The following is a 21,777-nucleotide window of genomic DNA, read 5'->3' on the forward strand; positions in this document are numbered from 1 at the left end:
GGGTTAATGCATCTATTAACAACGAAGATGCATACTTCTCTCTACTTGAAGCTTTTGCCTCCGATAAGGAGACTGCAGATCGCGTAAAAGAAAAACGGGCAGCTCGCACATCTGACAGCAAGCCGGAAGATGAAGATGCGGCTACAGCAGATGATGCGGCAGAAGCGCCAGCTGAGCCAGAGCCCGTTGAGGCAGAAGCGCCAGCTGAGCCAGAGCCCGTTGAGGCAGAAGCGCCAGCTGAACCTGAGCCTGTCGAAGAAGAAGCGCCAGCTGAGCCAGCGCCCGTTGAGGCAGAAGCGCCGGCAGAACCTGAGCCTGTCGAAGAAGAAGCGCCAGCTGAGCCAGCACCCGTCGCTGAAGCACCAGTTGAAGAAACTGCACCCGAGCCAGAAGCAGTTGAGCCTGCTGTTGAAGAAGCTACCGCACCTGTTGCTGAGCCAGAAGTAGCGGATGCTACTGCAGAGGTACCAGCCACTGAAGCCCCTGAAACGGATGCACCGGCTGAAGGTGTAGAAGTAGGTGAGGATGGAGAGAGCCTGGTTTCTGCAAGCCGCTACAAACTCACGGGTACCAAGGTCATTGGTAAAATTGACCTCGGTGAAGTAGATGATTCCCAGCCGAAAAAGAAACGGAAGCGTAAACGCAAACGGAAAAACGCTGACGACGCAGTTGCGACAAAACCTGATGCAGCAGCCAAAGACAAATCAGGTAGCACAACTGACGACAAGAAGTCGAAATCTAATACAAATAACAAGAAGAAAAAGAAGGGGAGAAAAGGTCCTGCTGTAGACCAGGCTGAAGTTGATAAGGCGTACCAGGAAACCCTCCGTAACCTCGAAAAAGGATCAGGACGCCAGCGTCAGCGCCGTAGAAGACAGCGTAGAGACGATGCTGCTGAAAAACGCGCACGCGATGTCGCACGCGCAGAAGAGGAAGCACAGATTCTTCGCGTTACCGAGTTTATTTCTACGGGTGAGCTCGCAAACCTGATGGATGTTGGCGTAAATGAAGTAATCAGCTTGTTGTTTGAGTCTGGAATGATGGTGTCCATCAACCAGCGCCTCGATGCTGATACAATTACGTTTGTCGCGGATGACTTTGGGTTTGAAGCAGAATTTATCACTGAGTTTGGCACCGATGATATCGAGCTTGAAGAAGACAAGCCGGAAGATCTCGTTGACCGTGCACCAGTGGTTACTGTCATGGGTCACGTAGACCACGGTAAAACCTCTTTGCTCGACTATCTGCGAAGCGCAGATGTGGTTGGCGGAGAGGCCGGCGGGATTACCCAGCATATCGGTGCCTACCACGTAGAATTGGCCGATAGCAGAAAGATTACCTTCCTGGATACACCGGGTCACGAAGCGTTTACCGCGATGCGTGCACGTGGGGCAAAGGTAACGGATGTAGTAATTCTTGTTGTCGCAGCTGATGACTCAGTGATGCCGCAGACAATTGAAGCCATCAACCATGCGAAAGCAGCTGAGGTACCAATTGTTGTTGCTATCAACAAAATTGACAAGCCAGATGCCAACACTGCGCGCGTAATGCAAGGACTTTCAGACCATAGCGTGCTCGTTGAGCAATATGGCGGCAAGGTGCAGTGTGCGCTGGTATCTGCAAAAACAGGAGAAGGCATTGACGAGTTGCTTGAGAAAGTACTGCTTGAGTCTGACCTGCTCGAATTAAAAGCGAATCCTTCAAGGAACGCGAATGGCATTGTGATTGAAAGTCGGCTCGATAAAGGCCGCGGTACCGTTGCTACGGTACTGATCCAAAATGGTACGCTTTCCGTTGGTGATGCCTTTGTAGCCGGTATCTTTAGCGGTAGGGTACGTGCCATGTTTGACGAGCGCGATCAGCGCGTCGACGGCATTGGGCCAGCTTTGCCTGCATTGGTACTTGGTATCAATGGTGCGCCCGAAGTAGGGGATCAGTTTATCGTCCTCGACGAAGAGCGCGAAGCCCGAGGTATTGCGCAGAAACGCCAGCAAATTCACCGTGAGCAGTCACACCGCCAGCGTAAACATATTACGCTTGACGAAATTGGTCGCCGGCTTGCCCTGGGCGATTTCCGCGAACTGAACCTGATTGTGAAAGCAGACGTGGGTGGTTCGGTAGAGGCGCTGTCTGACTCGCTGCTCAAACTATCTAATGAAGAAGTTGCTGTAAACATCATCCATAGCGGTGTTGGTGCAATTACTGAAGGCGACGTAATGCTTGCCACGGCATCTGACGCCGTAATCATTGGTTTCCAGGTTCGGCCTTCTCCAGGTGCACGTGCTGTTGCTGAGCGTGAGGAAATTGACATCCGGATGTACTCAATCATCTATGATGCAATTGAGGATGTTCGCGATGCACTTGAAGGCCTGTTGTCACCTGAAGAGAGTGAACGCATCACGGGCGGTGCTGAAGTGCGCGAAACATTCAAAGTACCCAAAATGGGTACGGTTGCCGGCTGTTACGTAACCGAAGGGCGCATCAAACGCAACGACCAGATTCGCCTGATCCGCGATGGAATCGTGATTTACGACGGCAATCTCAGTTCTTTGCGTCGTTTCAAAGATGATGTCAAGGAAGTGGTTAACGGCTATGAGTGTGGTATCGGTATGGAGAACTACAACGACCTCAAAGTAGGAGACCTCTTTGAGGCTTACGAAATCGTTGAGACCAAGCGTAAGCTTGAAGTGTAAACATTGCACTGTCTCCACCATTATTACGCAATAAGATCTCCACAGACGTGAGCATTCGAACGGAAAGGGTTGCTAAACTAATTCAGCGAGAAGTCGCTGGATTGCTTGGCACAGAGTTTAGTGAACAGCTACAACCCATGGTGACCGTGACGGGGGCCCGGGTGACCAAGGACCTGTCTATTGCCTACCTTTACGTAAGCGTGTTTGGCGAATCTGCTGCACAGCGAAAAGCCACGTTCAAGCACCTCGAAACCCTCACTGCCAAAGTGCGCACTTCGCTTGCTTCGCGTATACGGCATCAACTCCGTACCGTACCAGAAATTCGGTTTTTCCTGGACGAATCCCAGATTGAAGCCAATAAAATGGAAAATCTGTTTGAGCGCATCAGGGCGGAACGCGCGCGCCGGGAAGACAATGATCAGGAGTCTGCTTAAGCATCAGGGCGCATGGGTATGGCAACGCACGCAGTAGAAATCTGCAACTATCCGGACTTGCCCGACCATTTCAATGCTACCGTAGTGCCGGTTGACAAACCCAAAGATTGGAGCTCCTTTCGGGTTGTTAAAAAGGTGCGCTGGTTGACCAAAGTAAAGAAAGTGGGCCACGCCGGCACCCTCGATCCTATGGCAACCGGACTGCTCATCTGCCTGGTGGGCAAAGCCACAAAACAAATGGAAACGTTCATGCATCTGCCGAAGACGTATGAAGGGACCATTCGGCTTGGCGAACAAACTCCGTCTTATGATGCGGAGACGGAGGTGAGCGAAAGGAAAGCTGTGGATCACCTCGATGATGTTACCATCCGGAAAGCCTGCGATACGTTTATGGGTGAAATCACCCAGTTGCCTCCGATGTATTCTGCCGTCAAAATTGGCGGTGAGCGCTTGTATAAAAAAGCACGCCGCGGCGAGGTTGTCGAGCGCCGGCCACGGTTTGTGACCGTAACGCAGTTCGATGTGAAGCCCCGCGAAGGCAGGGATGTATCATTTGTTATTTCATGCTCCAAAGGGACTTACATCCGCAGTATCGCACACGATCTTGGGGAGTATCTGGGGGTAGGAGGACACCTGGTTGCGTTACGGCGTACCGCGATTGGTGATTTTTCGATAGATCAGGCCTGGCCGCTGGAAGAACTGGAAAAGCAGATTTTGTCGACTAGAGAGGGGTAGGCTATGGAATTGGCGTACGGCGTTGAGGGCCTGAAAAAAGATAACTCCTCGTTGATTACCGTCGGTACGTTTGACGGGATACATCATGGACACCAATCTATTATTCGATACCTGGTAGACAGGGCGCAACGCAAAGGCGGGACAAGTGTAGCGCTTTCATTTGATCCCCATCCACGGCAGGTGTTAACCGGTGAACCTGTGCCGATGTTAACGACTATCGAAGAGCGGGGAGCGTTGTTTGAGGCACTCGGACTCGATCGGTTTATTGTGGTGCCGTTTACTGAGGCTTTTGCGGCAACCAGTGCCCGTGATTTTGTGGTGGCGTTGCTGGTGGAGCAGGTAGGGATGCAAGAAATTGTGATAGGCTACGACCACGGATTTGGTAAAGGACGAGAAGGGAATAGCGATTTGCTGCAGCAGCTTGGTGCTGATTACGGCTTCTCTGTGGATGTAGTGCCGGCTCAGATTCTGGAGCAAGGTGTAGTGTCTTCTTCCCGCATTCGTGAACTGCTTGCTGTCGGGGAGGTTGGTACGGCCGGCCGGCTATTAAGCCGCCCCTACAGTTTAATGGGTACCGTAGTACATGGAGATGGGCGCGGCAAAACCATCGGATATCCCACGGCAAATATCGCAGTTGCCAACCCAAACAAAGTAGTGCCGAAGCAAGGGGTTTATGCGGTACATGTGCGCGTTGGAGATGCCCCTGAATTGCACGGCGCAATGATGAATGTTGGGGTGCGGCCAACCTTTGCTAATCCAGATAAAAAACCACTACAAACGCTGGAAATCCATATTTTCGACCTGGATGCTGATTTGTACGGTACACGCTTGACCGTAGATTTTGTGAAGCGAATCAGGGACGAACAAAAATTTAATTCAATTGATGCACTCATCAAGCAACTTTCGAAAGACGAAGCGCGTTGTAGGGCTGAACTCAAGCTATAGACTTGATGAAGATATGCGGAGATTCAAGTAGGATTTCTTGCGTCTTCTTTAGCATGGTATAATCTAAAGAGGAGTCTTTAATGATCTCAAAACAGAAAAAACAAGAGCTTATCGGGCAGTTCGGCAAGAACGGACAAGATACCGGTACGCCAGAAGTTCAGATTGCGATTTTTTCCAAACGCATTTCAGAGCTCACAGCACATTTGCAAAAGCACCCAAAGGATCACTCCACCCGTAGGGGGCTCATTAAGCTCGTCGGTAAACGACGTCGATTGCTGAATTACCTCGTGGACAAAGATATTGAACGTTATCGAAAGGTCATCAGCGATCTGGGCATCCGTAAATAGATTTTTTTGCAGGACGGCATCTGTTTCAGATGCCGTCTTTGCATGAACAAACTGGTTTACATTTTTGCAAATGCCCCTGCCTCGCACATCTCTGGTCCAGGAACTGCAAGTAATAGGATCAAAAAGCGCGTACGCGTAAGCACACGCACATCCCTTATGAAGAGTATGTCCTGAGTTGGATAGCGCGAGATAGTAATTTTGTTGAATGGAGTAGAAAAAAGAAGAAAACGAATAATTAACATGTCACAAGCAACAATACAAGAAATTGAATTTGCACCAGGAAGGTTTATAACCCTTGAAACAGGCCGGCTGGCAAAGCAGGCCAATGGTGCAGTTGTCGCCCGCCTCGGAGATACTATGGTGCTGGCAACTGCGGTTCTGGCGCGTGAAGCCAAAGAATTCCAGTCATTTTTCCCACTGACAGTAGAGTATCGCGAAAAATTCTCCTCAGCCGGCAAAATACCTGGCGGCTTTATCAAACGCGAAGGACGCTCTAACGATCAAGAAATTCTCACGTCTCGTCTTACCGACCGGACCATCCGCCCCCTGTTTCCAGAGGGCTTTTTTAACGAAGTTCAGATCATCGTTTACGTGCTCTCTGCAGACGACGAAAATGATGCTGATGTACTTTCCGGCGTTGCTGCATCAGCAGCACTTATGTGCGCCGGCGCACCTTTTGACGGACCAACCGCCAGTGTACGCGTCGGACGCGTCGACGGTGAGTTTGTCGTTAATCCAACAATAGAAGAACTGGAAGAAAGCGACATCAACCTGATCGTTGCTGGTAAAGAAGACGCTATTGTAATGGTAGAAGGTGAAATGGACGAAGTGAGCGAGCTGGAAATGCTCGAAGCGCTCGACATTGCACACGACGCTGTGAAAGTACTGTGTCGCGGCCAGAAAGTGTTCGCAGAGAACTTTGGCCCAGGCGAATTTACCTACGAAGTTACCGGTCTTCCCGAAGGCCTCGAAGAAAAAGTACACGGTCTGATTCACGATCGCATGGTTGCCCATCTCGAGCAGCCTTACGCAAAAGAAACGTTCTACGGCGGTATCGCTGATATCAAAACAGAAACGCTGGACATGATGCTAGGTACCCCTGATCCTGAAACAGGAGAAGGACGCGCTGAAGCTACAGAAGAAGGCTACACCGCTGGCGATATCAAAAAAGCTGTAGGCAACGTTGAAAGCACGATCATGCGCGAAATGATCATGGCTAACGGCCGTCGCATAGATGGACGTGGCACTGCTGATGTTCGCCACATCTGGTCTGAGGTAGGTTATCTGCCACGCGTCCACGGTTCTGCCGTCTTTACCCGCGGTGAAACGCAGGTGCTTGCATCGGTTACCCTTGGTACCCGGAAAGACGTACAGCCAGTTGATCAGGTGTTCGACACAACCGATCGTCGTTTCTTCCTGCATTACAACTTCCCGCCATTCTGTACGGGTGAAGCCAAATTCCTGCGTGGCGCAAGCCGGCGCGAGATTGGCCACGGTTACCTCGCTGAACGTGCACTCAAACGCATGATTCCTTCAGACGACGAATTCCCGTACACCGTGCGTATCAACGCTGACGTACTCGAATCAAATGGCTCTTCCTCAATGGCTTCCGTATGCTCAGGCATGCTCGCCATGATGGATGCTGGCGTGCCTATTCGCAAACCAGTTGCCGGTGTGGCCATGGGCCTCATCACTGATGGAGAGCGCACTGCCATTCTTACCGATATCCTTGGAACAGAAGATCACCTTGGCGACATGGACTTCAAGGTGACTGGTACGGAAGACGGCATCACTGCTTGCCAGATGGACATTAAGGTGACAGGACTCTCTCGCGAGATCCTCGTTGCTGCCCTTGAGCAGGCACGCGAAGGCCGGCTGCATATCCTCGACAAAATGAACGAGGCCCTCGACCAGCCACGCGAACAGCTCTCGCCATTTGCGCCACGGCTGACACAGATCGCTATCGATCCAGACTTCATTGGTGCGGTTATCGGGCCTGGTGGTAAAATCATCCAGGGTATCCAGAAAGATACCAACACCGTGATCGAAATCGAAGAGCGCGATGGACAGGGCTTTGTAACGATTGCTGCTACCAATGGCGAAGACGCGCAGGCAGCGGTTGCAATCGTAAAAGGCATTGTTACGGTTCCTGAAGAAGGCGAAGAGTACGAAGGTACCGTTCGCAATATTCAGAACTTTGGTGCGATCATCGAAATCATGCCTGGCCGCGAAGGCTTGTTGCATGTTTCTGAAATCGACCACGGCTATGTCGAAAACGTAGAGGACTATGTTCAGGTTGGCGACAAAGTTAAAGTGAAGCTGATTGAAGTGCGGGGCGACGGTAAATTGCGCTTGAGCCGCAAGCCGTTCCTGCCAAAGCCTGAAGGCTACGACGAAGAGCGTGAAGAGCGCCGGCAGTCCAGAGACCGCGATGGCGGTGGACGGAGTGGATATCGTGGTGGCAGAGGCCGTGATGGTGGTGGCCGCGATGGCCGGCGAAATGGCCGGGGTGGCGGTGACCGCAGACGATAGCCTGAATGAAAACATTGAGTTTTCTCGGCTTTTGTGCTAACCTAGCCATCAAATAGTACGCGCAGGGAAGCAGGTAATCTACCTGCTTCCCTGTCTTTTGTGTACCCACCGGATTGTATTGTAGATGCACACCAGTAAAAAACACAAACGGGTTACACCCGGATATCAAAAAACTGTATTGCCGAACGGCTTACGGATTATTACCGAATCTATCCCTACGGTTCGTTCCATTTCTGTAGGCATATGGGTGCATACAGGCAGCCGGCATGAGGCTAGCGACGAGGCCGGCATCAGCCATTTTATCGAACACATGGTGTTCAAGGGGACCAGGAAGCGAAAAACCCATCAGATTGCAAATCGACTTGAAGCTGTTGGTGGCTACCTCAATGCCTTTACAAGTAAAGAGTACACCTGCTACTTTGCCCGAGCACTTGATGAGCACCTCGAACGTGCCATAGATGTTGTGTGCGACCTGGTACTCCAGCCGACCTTTCCCGAGAAAGAGCTGGAGCGTGAGAAGGATGTGGTACTGGAAGAAATCAAAATGTATGAGGATGTACCGGAAGACCTCATCTTTGACCGCTTCGAGTCGCTTATTTATGAAGGCGATACATTGGGCCGGCCAGTAATAGGCTTTCCCGAAACTGTCCGATCCTTTACACGCGAGCAACTCCTTGCATATATGGACGCCGCGTATACACCAAACCGCACCGTGTTGTCTGTTGCCGGCAATGTGGACCACGAGAAGGTTGTCCGATACGCCGAAAAAGCCTTTGCGCCGTCATCCCGGCAGCCCGTTGAAACCTCTTCGCCAAGGGCGAATGGATATGCGCCGGCTGAGCTCAACGAGCAGCGCGTAATTCAGCAAGCCCATCTTGTCATGGGCACACGGGGCCTCAGTATTCACGACAAAAACCGCGTAGCCCTTACTGTACTCAATACCATACTGGGCGGGGGCATGTCGAGCCGCCTCAACCAGAATATCAGGGAGAAATACGGCTACTGCTACAATATTTATTCGTTTACTAATATGCACTCGGATACGGGCGACTTTGGTATATACATGGGAACGGATCACGCAAAGGTGGCGCATTCCCAAAAGCTTGTGCAACGCGAACTCGACAAGCTCATGCAGGAGAAAGTGAGCAGCAGAAAATTGAAGCAAGCCATCAACCAGGTTAAGGGCTCGTTAATGCTGGGACTCGAAAGCATGAGCAACAGGATGATGCGCATGGCACGGCAGGAGCTCTTTTTCTCGCGTTACTTTACCCTCGATGAAATTATAGCATCTGTTGAGCAGATTAGTGCAGAAGAAGTACGCGATCTGGCACAGCAGCTTTTTCAGGCAGAAAACTTCTCACGGGTTGTGTTTCACCCTTTAAACGCATGAGCACCAAATCTTCAGCGATAAACAAAGTACTGGTAACGGGTGGCGCCGGCTTTATCGGATCGCACGTGGCTGAAGCATGCATTGCTGGCGGGTATGAGGTACACATTCTGGATAACCTGTCTTCGGGCAGCGCGGATAACCTGCCAGAGGGTGCCTTTTTCCATCAACTGGACTTAAGAGATCCTGCCATTGAAACGCTCTTTGCTGAAGAGCAATTCCCTGTTGTAATCCACCACGCAGCGCAACTGGATGTCCGTAAGTCTGTCGCAGCGCCTGCCTTTGATGCTGATGTAAACGTACTCGGTTTCTTACGGTTGATGGAAGCCGGCCGAAAATATGGTTTGAAGCGCTTTGTATTTGCCTCAACAGGAGGGGCCATTTATGGGGAGACAGATGTGTTACCTCAGAATGAGACAAATGAGCTGCACCCCGAGTCGCCGTACGGGATTACGAAACTTGCCACAGAGAAATACCTTTACTTCTATGAAAAGGTACACGGTATTTCTTCTGTGATTCTTCGTTACGCAAATGTCTACGGACCACGGCAGGGGAGTTATGGCGAAGCCGGCGTAATCGCCATTTTTATAAAGAAAATCATGGCTGGAGAAGCTCCCGTCATTTTTGGTGACGGCGAACAAACACGGGATTATGTCTACGTTGGTGATGTTGTACGGGCTAATTTACTGGCCATCGAAGCAGCTGGTAGTGGTACGTACAATATTGGCACGGGAGTTGAAACCAGCGTAATTACCTTGATTGCAAAACTGCAAGGCCTCATGCAGGTCCCTGTTGCAGTTAAACATGAGGCTGCACGCGCCGGAGAAGTGCGGCGGAGCGCATTGTCGTACGACCGCATTAATAACACACTAGGCTGGTCGCCGCAAGTCACATTAGATAAAGGACTTGCGGAAACCGTACGCTGGTTTAATTCACGCATTACACCCGCATTGTGACGAATAGATCGTACAAAATGATTGTTGATTGTTTTACATTGTGTAATGCTGACAGGCTGCCTGTTCTTTACTGCAATCGAAGAGAAAATTAGTAGTTAACAAACAGTTCGATTGCGTGTAAATTGGAAGTATTATGTATAGAGTTCAGATCCAAGATTTTGAAGGTCCGCTCGATTTGCTCCTGTTTTTTATCAGGCGAGATGAGTTGGATATTCATGATATCCCTATTTCTAAAATAGCGGATGAGTATCTGTCTTATGTACGTGTGCTCGAGCAGATCGACCTGGATAGCGTTGGGGACTTTATCTACATGTCCGCGCAGTTAATCAACATCAAGGCGCGTATGCTACTGCCCCGTCCTGAAATAGATGACGAGGGTGAGCCTATTGATCCAAGGCGTGAATTGGTGAACCGGCTGCTGAATTACATGAAGTACAAAGAGGCAGCAGAGTCACTCAATACGCGGTACGAAAAAAGAGGAGATTATTTCACCAGAAACTTCCCGGAGCAGGAAAAAGACGAAATTGTTGGCCGGCAGGGGGTTGAACTACAGGTTTCTGTATTTAGCCTGATCACAGCGCTGCAGCGCGTGCTTTCTGAAGTGCCAGAAACGCCGCCACTTTATCCTGTCTTTCGGAATCAGTATTCGGTGGAAACACAGCGTGAATATGTACTCGAACATCTCGCGATGAAAGAGCGCGTTTCATTTGCTAATTTGATACAGGGCCGACCCAAACATTTTGTCATTATTACGTTCCTTGTTCTTCTGGAAATGGCGCAGCAAAAACAGGTTCTTCTTATGGTGAACCCGGATGCTACCGACTTTTACCTGGAAAGAAAGATTGATTATTCAGATCTGCCAGGCGGGGTGACCGGCGTAGCTTAATCGACAATTATACTGCTGTTTGTATAACGATTTAGTTACATACACACCGGATCTCCTGTAGCGACATTGACCAAAGGTTGATGCTACAATAATGAAAAAGCGTACCCTCTGTATTGCTATAAATGATTACCTCTCTTGATAAAAAACAGTTTACTGGATAATAACCAGCACTAAGTATCCATACGCCCCTCTTAGCTCTTTTTGCAGTGTTTAAGCAAAGATGATTGCCTTCTTTGCGAGAAAAGGATGTTGTTATGGCCCGATACTTCGGAGGCTTCAGAGATCGATTAAAGAAGCGTTCCAAACATGTACCAATTACCATCAAAGACGTTGAGTGGGTAAAGGTAGCCACAACTTTTTCCTGGTCGCCGGCCAGACGAGACTACCAATGGTTGGAGCCAGAAGACTATCTGTCTTCGTTTCTAAGCAGCAGTACTGCCTCCTACGAGACAACCGACGATCTGCCCGATGAAGTGCATGGAGATGGCAGTATGGATGCAGCCATGGATATGCCTTTCTCTAGCGCTGCCTACGACGGCTCCGAAACTTTGATCGGCATCACTTCTGTTGATGACGAGCCACCCATTATTGAGGACGTCGTAGAAGAGGAAGAGAGCAAAATTGCTTATGTCCCGCCCTTCGATTTTGTCCCCGAGCCCGCGCCGACGTACCCGGAGGAGGGCGTGCTGAGGCCCAATATAGATGTGCCAGCAGAGCTACCTCTGCTCGATGAGTACAAACTCGAAATCGTTTCCGCTTTGCAGCGGCGGGGCATCAAAATAGATGTGAACAAGATCAAGCTGCCTGAAGACTTGATCGGCCAGTTGAACGCCTATCATGCCGGCCGCGTATCGATTGATTCGTATGAGTTGCGCGCACGGCTGCAAAAGTACAAAAGGCAGGTCATAGAATCTTACGAGCAGTTTAACGCTGTATCGGGCCCGATAAACCCCGAGCCCATACGAGCCGAAATTATCGAAATTGAAGATGTAAGCCCAGATGAGACCGAAATACCATCGGGTTTACAAAAGACAGGGGATGATGGTACCTACGAAGAGTTTATTCTTTCATCCTTAAATCGCCTGGAGGCGTCGATGAATGATCATGAAACTGCATTTGATATAGATGCAGATATGATCACACCAGAATCAAATGGTGCGCCGAACAATGATGTGTTTGATGAAGCAAATCAAACGATGGATTTTCGCGGCTCCATTCGGACAACACGCCACATAGAAACTCCACCGGATACCTCGGATATTCTGGCAGAAGGTCTTTCCGGGTTAGAAGGCAAAGGGGCACCACCGGAAGGTGATCTACCAAGCAGTTACGCTGATGACTCGTGGCTGGTCTTGCCAGTTGACAGCCGCAAAGCGGGGAAAGACCTTGAGAACCCCGATGACCTTGATGATCCGGCGGAGCAAACGTTGACCTTCTTGAAAGAGACGCCGGCTACGGCTGTGCCACCAGTGGCTGCAACGCCTCCGCTTGAACAGCCACCCGCATTGCCGGACGTTGAAGACGATGACGGACGAACCGACAGTTCAGAACTTTTAAAAGCACTGAATACAATCAATAGTCGCTTCCCTGATGCAACCATTGATGCAGATGCGCTTGAATTGAATACTGCAGACCTCTTGCCGGTCCCTGAAGACGACTTGATTACACCAACGCCATCTGCTGCGCCGATTATGCAGCCCGAAACGCCGGTAGAAATCGAACCAGAATTGCCGCAAGAAATTGCACAAGAAGCTCCGCCATCAGCTGTACCACCCGTACCTTCTGAGTCCCGTGTACATTCAGAAGAGCTTATTGGTCTGGAGCAAGAAATACCAGCAGTAGAGCAGCCAGAAGATGATACATCGTTGTCTGACCTGTTGTTACAATTGCGGCATGAAGGCGATCGTACGCAGCGCGATGAACATCAAGCAACCCAGGAGCCCGTAGAGCCGCCTGTTAGCGAAAAGCCGCCACAAGAAGAAGAGTCAGTTGAAGCAAGGCGGGCCAGGTATATCGAAGAAGAGCGCAAAAAGCTGTATTCGATTATCGACGGATTGGAAGAAAGTGCCCCAGCATCACAACTTGCTGCAGATGAGTCGCCGCAGTCAGAAGCTAAACCAGTTGCTGCATCAGAGCCAGCTTTCGAAGAACCTGCTGCGCCTGCACCGGCTATCGAACCGGTTGAAACAAAGATGCCGGCATCTACGACGCTGGCAGAAAAGAGCAAGTTGATCGAGAATATTCTCGCAGCGAAGGAGCAAATGGCAGGTGGCAAAAGAAGGCAACCTGCCCCTGAGCCGGTTGTGCCAGCGGAATCCATGCCCGAGCAACCTGCTCCAGTGCCGCTTGAGCCTGTACAAACTGCACCGGTCCAGACACGACCAACCGAAAGTTTGTCAGTACAGCCTGCGCCCGTTGTGGCAAAAGACGCGCCGCAGGTACCAGATGTACCACAGCCCACACAGCCTGTAGCCGCAGAGCCGGCACCTGTTGAAAAACAGGAGGTACCTGTTGTGCCACCGGTGGTAGCTGAGCAGCCTAAAATCGAGCAGCCAGAGTTCGTGCCGCCAACAGTTGCGCCGCCTGAAGGTTTGCAAGCAAAGCAACAACCCATTCCTCCAACGCCAGTAGCTGGCAATCCTGCGTCGGACACTCCAGTAGCGCCGCCAGCTAGCGATTCACCAGCGGCTGACGTAACACCTGCCAAACGTCCGTTTGGCGCGCTAGGACTGGAAAAATTGGCGGCTTCACCAGAAGTATTTGATACAAGCGATATTGATGACGTCTTCAACAATCATGAAGAGTCGTTGCAGAATGAAAGTGGCGCTATTTCCAGTGTGTCGGATCCTGTATTTTCTTCAAATGACGACGCGGTAGATACACCCCTGGCGCCAGTTGTACCAACACCTGTTCTACCTGAGGAAAAATCGGTAACAGATCCGGTACATACGCCGGCTGCATCTTTAGATGTGGTTGCTGAAACACCGGCAACGCCACCATCTGCGCCCCTTGGCGTAGATGTGGATAAGCAGGCAGGTGACAGTATACAAGAACCTGTTGAAGCAGATGCAATCGATGATGCAACCAGAGGCATAATTGCCGACTTTGCTTCGTTAGATACAGGGGAACCTGAGTTGCTGCAAAAGAATTTGGAAGATTCGGGAAGTGAGACGGTTGCCGAACCTGTGGCACCCATTGCGCCCATAAGGGTAAGAGGTGCTGACACGCCCGACGAAACGCGGCAAGAAAGCATTTCGGAAGTAGTCGCCGCGCAAAAAGGCGCTGAACCTATACGTCCAGTAAGTAAAGACACAACTTATATGTCTGAGCCCCAATTAACTGAACCAACGGTACCTGAATTGGCTAATACTCCAGTTGAGGCGGAAGAGCAATCCGCAGCACCTGATGCGCCTGTTGCCAGCGAAGACGCTGCCGATGTTGCGCCAATTGTTGATGCTGCAACAGTCCAGGAAGTAACGGTTGCCATTGAGGCCAATCCAGAGTCTGAGACAGGCAAGGTTGTGCCGGCCTCCGTTAAAGATGAAGGGCTTGTAGAAGTGGACGAACCACTTGCAGCTGAGATCGAGTTAACCCACGTGGTTGAGTCCCTGGCTTTTGCAACGGAAGATCCAATTCCGTTGAAGAAAATTGCACGCATCTTTGCTGATACGCTTGGTTTAAAGATGCCAAGCGAGAAAAAAGTGCGGGCGGCTGTGGCCAAACTCAATGAAGCTTATGCTGCAGATGGACGGACGTATCGGATTAAAGAATGGGCTGGTGGGATACGCATGGCCTCGCATCCGCAATATGCCCAGTTTATCCGCGCCCTCTATAAAGATAACCGCCCGAAGAAGTTATCCCGGACACTTATGGAGACGCTGGCCATTATCGCCTACAGCCAGCCTTCAACAAAACCAGAAATTGACTTTGTGCGCGGCGTAGACAGTGATTACGCTGTTCGCAAGCTCCTTGAGCTCGGATTAATAGACATCGTGGGTCGTAGCGAGTCGATTGGCCGGCCGCTGCTTTACGGTACCTCAGAGCGCTTCCTGGAGCAGTTTGGGTTGAGCGAAATTGGTGCATTGCCAAAGCTGCGTGAAGTAGAAGACTTGCTGGGTGATCCTTCCTTCAAAAAAGAGCGCTTGCAGCTGCTGGCACTCGATGAAATGGATACTGCTGGAAGCGATGCTGATGCGTCTACTGCGGAGGCTAGCAATGCCTCTACAACCCCTGCAGAGAACCCGGCGCCCGCCAGTACGCCGGTTGTACCCGATGCTGAAATGCCGGCATCTCCTGATAAAGGACAGCCTGCAGCATAACATACCTGAACAGGTTGACCAACCGAAAATAAAAAGGGCGACCAGCAGTTATGCTGGCCGCCCTTTTTCTTAATGCGTAAGCCCTAGAATACCAGGATTTCAATACCGTACTGTCGATCCGTTATGTGCAGGGGATCGTTGCGATAGGGGATGTATACGTGTTGCTCATTTTTCTTTGGCAGCTCATCCGTGTAATACTGCGTGTAGTATCCATCGGAGTTGCCTTTGAATGAGTAAATGAGCTCGGAAGCATTAGAAGAGGACGCTGTTTGCTCAATCTCATAAATCCTTACCCGCTCTTTGCCAATTCTGAGCAGGATTTCACTATAGCCAAATCTTCTGTCTACCCGCACAACTTTGGGCGTGAGCCCCTTGTCTACACCGTCGAGGAAAATCCTGGCTTGCCTGATTTCTGTAGTCTGGTCTGCCAAAATAACCCGGGCGCCTTCTGCACCTTCGTCTGCAGCATCACGAGAGGAAGCACAACCAGAAACGCACAGGACCGCAAGGAATAGACTAAAGCTATAAGTCAGGGCCGATTTCATATAGTCACCTTAATTTGATTGCAGTTAACCTGCCTCCGGGAGGCGGCCAACGTCTGTATTACGATAATCCATGTATAGATGAGTTGCAAATGCTATTCCGAGCCAATAGGATTGCGCGCCTGTTTATACATTTGGCATGGGTTTGTTATAGTATTACCCATTATGTTATCCATATGACTCAAGAAAGTGGAGAAAGGTGCTCTCCGCCGGCGAATTAATTACCGATGCGTGTCCAAACGAAGGGGAGCTGCTGGAGCAGTATGTATACACGCTGCCCCAAATTTGCTACAGGTCTGTCCGTTTTATACAGCCCTGCGATTACCGGCCACGCGACCTTTTTCTGCGTTTGCCAAAATGCCATTGATTTTGAGCAATGCAGCCTGATGGTCGCCAGTTGTATGAACGGGCTGCACCTTATGTTGTCGTGCCAATTGTGGCGCCTGGTTCATCATGCCATGCTTTGCCGGGCCTCTATCAGCTGACACATTGGTTGTCGATGAAGGCGCGAGATGTGTGTCTTCGCTTTGGCTTGTATCTTCTTCAAGGATCAAACGTGCTGACCGATCTTTCGTGCAGTAGGTGCAGAGCCAACTGACCAGTACGTGTGCGCGGTTGTGGAATCCTGTGAGTAATACGAGGTGCAGGAAGAGCCACGTGAGCCAGGCAAAAAAGCCTTCGAGCCGGATTTCTCCGGGGAATTCCGCAACGGCTGCATGCCGGCCCACGGTTGCCATAATGCCAGGATTATTGTAAACAAAAGCCGAACGCTCTTTACCTTTGAGCATTGCTTTGATTTCCCCGGCGGCATGTTTGGCGCCTTGCCTTGCCACAGAAGCTAACTGGGGGTGCAGGTTGCCTTCATCGTCCTGACTGCCGGCCATATCTCCCACAACAAATACATGGGGTTTGCCCGGTACGCTCAAGTTTCTGTTCACGACAATTCTGCCGCCACGTGTTTGTTCGAGCTGCAGCATGCCTGCGAGCGGAGATGCCTTGACACCAACAGCCCAAATCGGCGTCGCTGTTCGTATGCTTCTGTTGCTGCTCAGCAAAACGGCGCCGCGCGCAACTTCTGTAACGCGCTCATTTTTTACAAGATGAACGCCGCGGTCTTCGAGAACCTCTTCTGCATGCCGCTGGGAAGCTTCGTTGAATGGCCGGAGCAAGGTAGGGCCGGCTTCAATCATAATCACCCGGGCTTTTTCGAGCGGTAGCTCTGGGTAGTCGTTCTTGAGGGTATTCTGAAACAGCTCTACCAGCGCGCCAGCCATTTCAACGCCGGTTGGGCCGCCGCCGATCACCACGAAGTTCAGCAGTCCCTGCTTTAACAATGCGGGATTTTGATCAACGCGTTCAAACTGCTTTAGAATGTGGCTCCTGAGCGTAATTGCATCTGAGAGTTGTTTGAGCGGGTAGCAATTCCGTTGCGCGCCAGCAATGTTAAAGTAGTCTGGAGCTGAGCCGGCTGCAAATACCAGGAAGTCAAACGAAATGGGCATCTGCCCTTGCAAATGCACGCGCTTCTGGTGCCAGTCGACACCAACAACTTTGCCCAGCCGAAACCTGAAATTTTGCTGGTTTTGAAAAACAGCGCGGATCGGGTAGACAATTTCTTCAGGTTCGAGGCCGGCTGTTGCTACCTGGTACAGCAGTGGCTGAAAGGTCAGGTAGTTATTTTTGTCTATCAGCGTTATGTCAACATCGGTTTTGCGTAATTCGCTGGCAATTGCCTGGCCAGCAAATCCGCCGCCGATGACAACCACATGGGGGCGCGTGCCTTGTGTGTTGTTCGTGTGCAGGGTCATTGGGGTAACTGGTATAGGGCCAGTACCTGTTTGGGGGATGTGCTTGCAGTACAGGCTGGCGTATTAGTATGGGATACAGGAACAGGGAGATGCCTGATGTACAGGCTGATGCCTGATGTACAGGCTGATGCAAGGGGCCGGGGATATAGCAGCTGGAACGGGCCGCCACAGGTCCACTTTCTTAAGTAAGCAGCGTGCTAGTGCTACAATTTGTTAGAAGCCAATACCAAAATGGACGGCCATCGCAAGGGTTTTGTCTACATTTACCGCGGCACCCTGATATTCTGGTGCAGCCTGATAGAATCTGACGGGAAGTACCAATTCGACAAAGAATGCTGTGTCTGGATCATTTGGGAGGGGGAACGCCTTGTTTAGAAGCGGGGTGACACCGTAAGCACCTCCTGTCTCAAAAGCGCCGCGTAAACCAAAAGTGAAACCATTGGAGAGGCCCATTAAAACGCCCGGGTGAAAGAGCACATTTGAAACAGCATTTGCGTCTACAAAGGGTACAACCTCAAGGTCGAAAGCCACATTAATGTTTGTTTTGATCGTCACACCCATCGGGAAGCCGGCTACGAGATTATCAGAGATGGTTGTGACATCACCGCCAGTGCTTGCTATCAATGGGAAAACAGTACCAATATGTCCGCCAATTTCGTTCTGGGCGTTTGCTTGTTGGGTACCCAAAAAACTGATCAAGAGGAGAAAAATGCTCCCTGCGTATAATTTCGTCTGATTTTTCATGTTGCTATTAGAATCGCTTATATAAATCAGGGGGCAGGAAGTGCACAGCATAGAAGAGGTAACAGCGCACAAAAATTATTGGTTATACTAATTCATTTTACAAGGATTATGCCGACACGATTAGGCCCTTTTTATTTAGCCAAAAGTGCAGTTGATTGCTTTATGGCGGTTATTTAGTAGTATATATTTCGGCCCAATCTTTGGTTGGTGCGCCTGTTTCTCAGCTTGAGTCTTTCCCTTTATCCAGGGAAGGTATCTTCTGGTTGTCGGCATGTTTTACAGGACTTTAGATTGCTATTCTTACTTACATGGCAATCACCGATTTTTCTACAGCCAACGGAATACCATCAATCGCATATTCTGCGTGTTCGTTTGAGGTGAGCACCACTTTGAAGTCATGTTTGCCTTCAGGTAGTGAAGCAATGTGGTACCAGGGACCATAAAGGCGCGCAATTTTCTCCCCATTCAAATACAGGTGCGCGTGTCCATGCCCATCGATGTGGCCTTGTCCACATTCTTCGGGGGTGAATTCGAAGTTCTGTGTGATCAGTCGCACATTCCATCCACCATGCATATCCTCGTGTACATCCAGTGCAATTCTTGGCTGGGGCTGATCGGGTGATACCTCCTGCAGGGCAGCCATGTGTGTTGTTTGTGCAGCAGCTTCCTGTGCGGCTATGTAGGTTGACTCAGCAGCATTGGTGTAGATGAGTAACATCGCCATAAACACAATGCCAAAGCTCAGTACGGCAAACGTAATCCGTTGCCAGATATGCTTAAAAAAGGTGATTGGTGTTCTGAAGGTAATGCCGGGGCCGCGGAGGAGGAATACAATCAGCGCAGCATGAACAATGGCGTGGCCCACAAATTCCAGTTTACCAAAGACCAGGGTTGTCGAAATAAAAAGGCACGTGATAGCGAGCGCAATAGGGCGTTGCAAGAGGCAGACAATGAGCAAAAAGCCGAGAATGAATTCCACAAAAGCGGCGATCTGAAGAAAAAGGATAAGATCAAAGCCAAACGTGAGGGCAGGATTTGCTTGCAGGATTTCGATGCCCCAATCAGGATATACCAGTTTTTCGAGGGAGACCCAGCATAACGAAAAACCTACGCTGGCATACAAGGCCGGCAAGGCAGAAGCTCGCCGTTTTTTGCTGGCCGAGTTGGTTGTTGCGAGGTAATAACCGGCGCCAAGCAGGTAGGTGTAGTCCAGCATGTATAGCGCACCAAAATAGAATACAGAGAAGAGGTAGACACAGATTAATCCGAGGCCGGCAAAATGGGTAAACCTGTTGGAAAGAATCAGGATGGCTAACCCAAGTTGCGCAAATTCCGCCCAGGCATTGTAAACCAACAATTCAGGGACAAGCAATGCGCCAGATTGCCAGGAAAGCAAAAGCACAGCACCCGTTGCTACGCGTATGATCAAGTCACTCCGATTTGCGTGTTTGCTTACCTTTTCCACAAATTGTTTATATGCCGGATGCCGGGTAATCTGATCGTCGAGAAAAACGAGTGCGCCGATAATGCACAGGCAAGTCGCCAGCATTATGAGAAATACCGGAGACAAAATTTGCTGAAGCGTAAGGGGTTGATGGGTAAACGAAAACGCACTAAACCACTTCACGTGGGCCAGCGCCGGTAGCTGGAGTCCAAATAGAAAGAATAGCGTTAGGCCAGCACTTCGGAAAAGTCTGTTGCGCTTCATATCATCAGTGTGGGGGCAGGATAGTTAATCTGCTTGCTTCTGAGATGGGAGGCTGCGCGCTTTGTCTAGCGAGACAATCAATACACGATGTGATGCTGGTATTACACTGTCTTGGAACAGCTAGCGGACGCTTGATAGGGCATAAGATAATGCCCTGCAAAGCCTATTCCAATGTCAGAAATGTGTCGAAAGTTAAAACCACATTAGTGTGTTTCGTGGAAGAGCTTTTTTAAATCAAATGAAAAATATTGAAGAGCAGAATCACATGAATATGTCAGTGCAGACTCCCGAATGGGTTAAGCATGCTATTTTTTATCAGATCTTTCCGGATCGATTTCGTCGCAGCAAGACCTGGCAACAGCCGGCCGGCATCAAGCTAAAAGACTGGGGAGCGCCCCCAGAAGAACAAGGTTTTCAAGGCGGGGATTTGTATGGTATCATTGATGCCCTGGATTACTTGCAGGCGCTTGGTGTGACCGCTTTGTATCTCAATCCGATATTTGCCTCCGCTGCCAACCACAGGTATCACACGTTTGACTACTACCAGGTGGATCCTTTATTGGGGGGCAATGAGGCCTTGCGCGCTTTGCTCGATGCCGCCCATACCCGTGATATGAAAGTGGTGCTCGATGGCGTGTTTAATCATGCCAGTCGTGGTTTTTGGCCGTTCCACCACATCCTTGAAAATGGCAGTGCCTCGCCTTACATCGATTGGTTTATTGTAGAGGACTGGCCGATGCGCCCATATCCAGAGGATGGCGACACAAAAATCAACTATGCTGCCTGGTGGGACTTGCCGGCCCTGCCAAAATTGAATACTGCAAACCCGGACGTCCAGCAGTACATTCTCGATATAGCCAAATACTGGATCGACTTTGGCATTGATGGATGGCGCCTCGATGTGCCGGCAGAAATTGATGACGACGCTTTTTGGCGCCGATTCAGGGATACTGTTAAGACGGCCAATCCGGAAGCCTACATTTGCGGTGAAATCTGGGAAGAAGCCCGGCGCTGGTTACAAGGGGATCAGTTTGATGCAGTAATGAACTATACGGTATCCTGGGCAGCCATGACATTTTGCGGTTTTGATGCCCTGCGGCCCGGCTATGAACGTAACCATCTTTCCCTCAAGCCGCGCGATGCAGCAGAAGTTGCAACAGTTATCGATACAATGTACGGGTGGTACAATTGGGAGATTAACTTCGCACAATTGAATCTTTTGGATAGTCATGATACAGCGCGTGCCCTGTGGGTGCTGAGTGAAAAAAAGGATGCGCTCAAGCTGTGTGTTGCAATGCTTATGACGCTGCCAGGGGCGCCCTGTATCTATTATGGGGATGAAATAGGTATGTCTGCCGGCGACGATCCATACTGCCGTGAGGCTTTTCCCTGGGAGCAGAAAAGTGACTGGGATCTGGATCTTTTGAAATTTTATAGCGAATTTTGCGCATTGAGAAACAACCATAAGGTGCTACGCACTGGAGATTTTAAGACCCTGTATGCGGCCGGCCGCCAGTGGGTGTTTCGCCGAAAACTTGCCAATCAGGCAGCCTTTGTCGGGTTTAACACGGCTGATGCCGAGGCCATATTTCAGTTTTATACTGACATGGTGCTGGGTGCCGATATGAAGGTCCTGTGGCCGGCAGAAGGGTGTAGGATTGTCAACCATGCTGCATCACAAATCACTGTACGTGTGCAGGCACGTACGCCTTTTTTAATAATGGGGTAACCTAAAGAAGAA

At 50.3% G+C, this 21,777-nt stretch carries 15 protein-coding genes; 11 read left to right on the forward strand and 4 right to left on the reverse strand.

Going from position 1 to position 21,777, the window contains the following annotated elements; translation table 11 throughout:
• The 10 genes from infB to scpB form a co-directional block, all read left to right on the forward strand.
• Window positions 1–2,693: translation initiation factor IF-2 (gene infB, locus AAF564_11320; GenBank protein MEM8486130.1), on the forward strand; the 2,693-nt coding region annotated here is incomplete at its 5' end.
• Between the two features lie 47 nt (window positions 2,694–2,740).
• Window positions 2,741–3,127 (forward strand): 30S ribosome-binding factor RbfA, encoded by a 387-nt coding sequence (rbfA, locus tag AAF564_11325; protein ID MEM8486131.1) that lies wholly within the window; start codon window positions 2,741–2,743, stop codon window positions 3,125–3,127.
• Window positions 3,128–3,145: 18 nt separating this feature from the next.
• Window positions 3,146–3,862: a tRNA pseudouridine(55) synthase TruB gene (gene truB, locus AAF564_11330; protein ID MEM8486132.1), complete on the forward strand. Its 717-nt coding sequence runs from the start codon at window positions 3,146–3,148 to the stop codon at window positions 3,860–3,862.
• Between the two features lie 3 nt (window positions 3,863–3,865).
• Complete coding sequence (locus tag AAF564_11335) at window positions 3,866–4,807, forward strand: bifunctional riboflavin kinase/FAD synthetase (GenBank protein ID MEM8486133.1); 942 nt, start codon at window positions 3,866–3,868, stop codon at window positions 4,805–4,807.
• A gap of 80 nt (window positions 4,808–4,887) precedes the next feature.
• The gene (rpsO, locus tag AAF564_11340; protein ID MEM8486134.1) at window positions 4,888–5,154 is read left to right on the forward strand and encodes a 30S ribosomal protein S15; all 267 of its coding nucleotides are present in this window, start codon (window positions 4,888–4,890) and stop codon (window positions 5,152–5,154) included.
• Between the two features lie 240 nt (window positions 5,155–5,394).
• A complete protein-coding gene (pnp, locus tag AAF564_11345; GenBank protein ID MEM8486135.1) occupies window positions 5,395–7,686 on the forward strand; it encodes a polyribonucleotide nucleotidyltransferase in 2,292 nt (763 codons plus the stop codon).
• Window positions 7,687–7,810: 124 nt separating this feature from the next.
• On the forward strand, window positions 7,811–9,076 hold the full coding sequence (locus AAF564_11350) for a pitrilysin family protein (GenBank protein ID MEM8486136.1): 1,266 nt from the start codon (window positions 7,811–7,813) through the stop codon (window positions 9,074–9,076).
• Window positions 9,073–10,029, forward strand: coding sequence for an NAD-dependent epimerase/dehydratase family protein (locus tag AAF564_11355; GenBank protein MEM8486137.1), 957 nt, complete (start codon window positions 9,073–9,075; stop codon window positions 10,027–10,029). The genes AAF564_11350 and AAF564_11355 overlap by 4 nt, the downstream gene beginning before the upstream one ends.
• Before the next feature lie 133 nt (window positions 10,030–10,162).
• Entirely contained in the window at window positions 10,163–10,915 is a 753-nt protein-coding gene (locus tag AAF564_11360) for a segregation/condensation protein A (protein MEM8486138.1), read from the forward strand.
• 254 nt (window positions 10,916–11,169) lie between these two features.
• Window positions 11,170–15,234, forward strand: a complete 4,065-nt coding sequence (gene scpB / locus AAF564_11365) for an SMC-Scp complex subunit ScpB (protein MEM8486139.1) — start codon at window positions 11,170–11,172, stop codon at window positions 15,232–15,234.
• 83 nt (window positions 15,235–15,317) lie between these two features.
• Here the strand turns inward: scpB and AAF564_11370 are convergent, their stop codons facing one another.
• The 4 genes from AAF564_11370 to AAF564_11385 all read right to left on the reverse strand — a co-directional run bounded on the left by AAF564_11370 (window position 15,318) and on the right by AAF564_11385 (window position 20,036).
• The gene (locus AAF564_11370) at window positions 15,318–15,779 is read right to left on the reverse strand and encodes a hypothetical protein (GenBank protein MEM8486140.1); all 462 of its coding nucleotides are present in this window, start codon (window positions 15,777–15,779) and stop codon (window positions 15,318–15,320) included.
• Window positions 15,780–16,081: 302 nt separating this feature from the next.
• The gene (locus AAF564_11375; protein MEM8486141.1) at window positions 16,082–17,584 is read right to left on the reverse strand and encodes an NAD(P)/FAD-dependent oxidoreductase; all 1,503 of its coding nucleotides are present in this window, start codon (window positions 17,582–17,584) and stop codon (window positions 16,082–16,084) included.
• A 213-nt stretch (window positions 17,585–17,797) separates the two neighbouring features.
• Complete coding sequence (locus AAF564_11380; protein MEM8486142.1) at window positions 17,798–18,328, reverse strand: hypothetical protein; 531 nt, start codon at window positions 18,326–18,328, stop codon at window positions 17,798–17,800.
• A gap of 304 nt (window positions 18,329–18,632) precedes the next feature.
• The gene (locus AAF564_11385; GenBank protein MEM8486143.1) at window positions 18,633–20,036 is read right to left on the reverse strand and encodes a hypothetical protein; all 1,404 of its coding nucleotides are present in this window, start codon (window positions 20,034–20,036) and stop codon (window positions 18,633–18,635) included.
• Window positions 20,037–20,274: 238 nt separating this feature from the next.
• Here AAF564_11385 and AAF564_11390 point away from each other — a divergent pair, with 238 nt between their 5' ends.
• Window positions 20,275–21,765: a glycoside hydrolase family 13 protein gene (locus tag AAF564_11390; GenBank protein MEM8486144.1), complete on the forward strand. Its 1,491-nt coding sequence runs from the start codon at window positions 20,275–20,277 to the stop codon at window positions 21,763–21,765.
• The last annotated feature ends 12 nt before the right edge of the window (window positions 21,766–21,777 follow it).

Source organism: Bacteroidota bacterium (assembly GCA_039111535.1).
Lineage (GTDB): Bacteria > Bacteroidota > Rhodothermia > Rhodothermales > JAHQVL01 > JBCCIM01.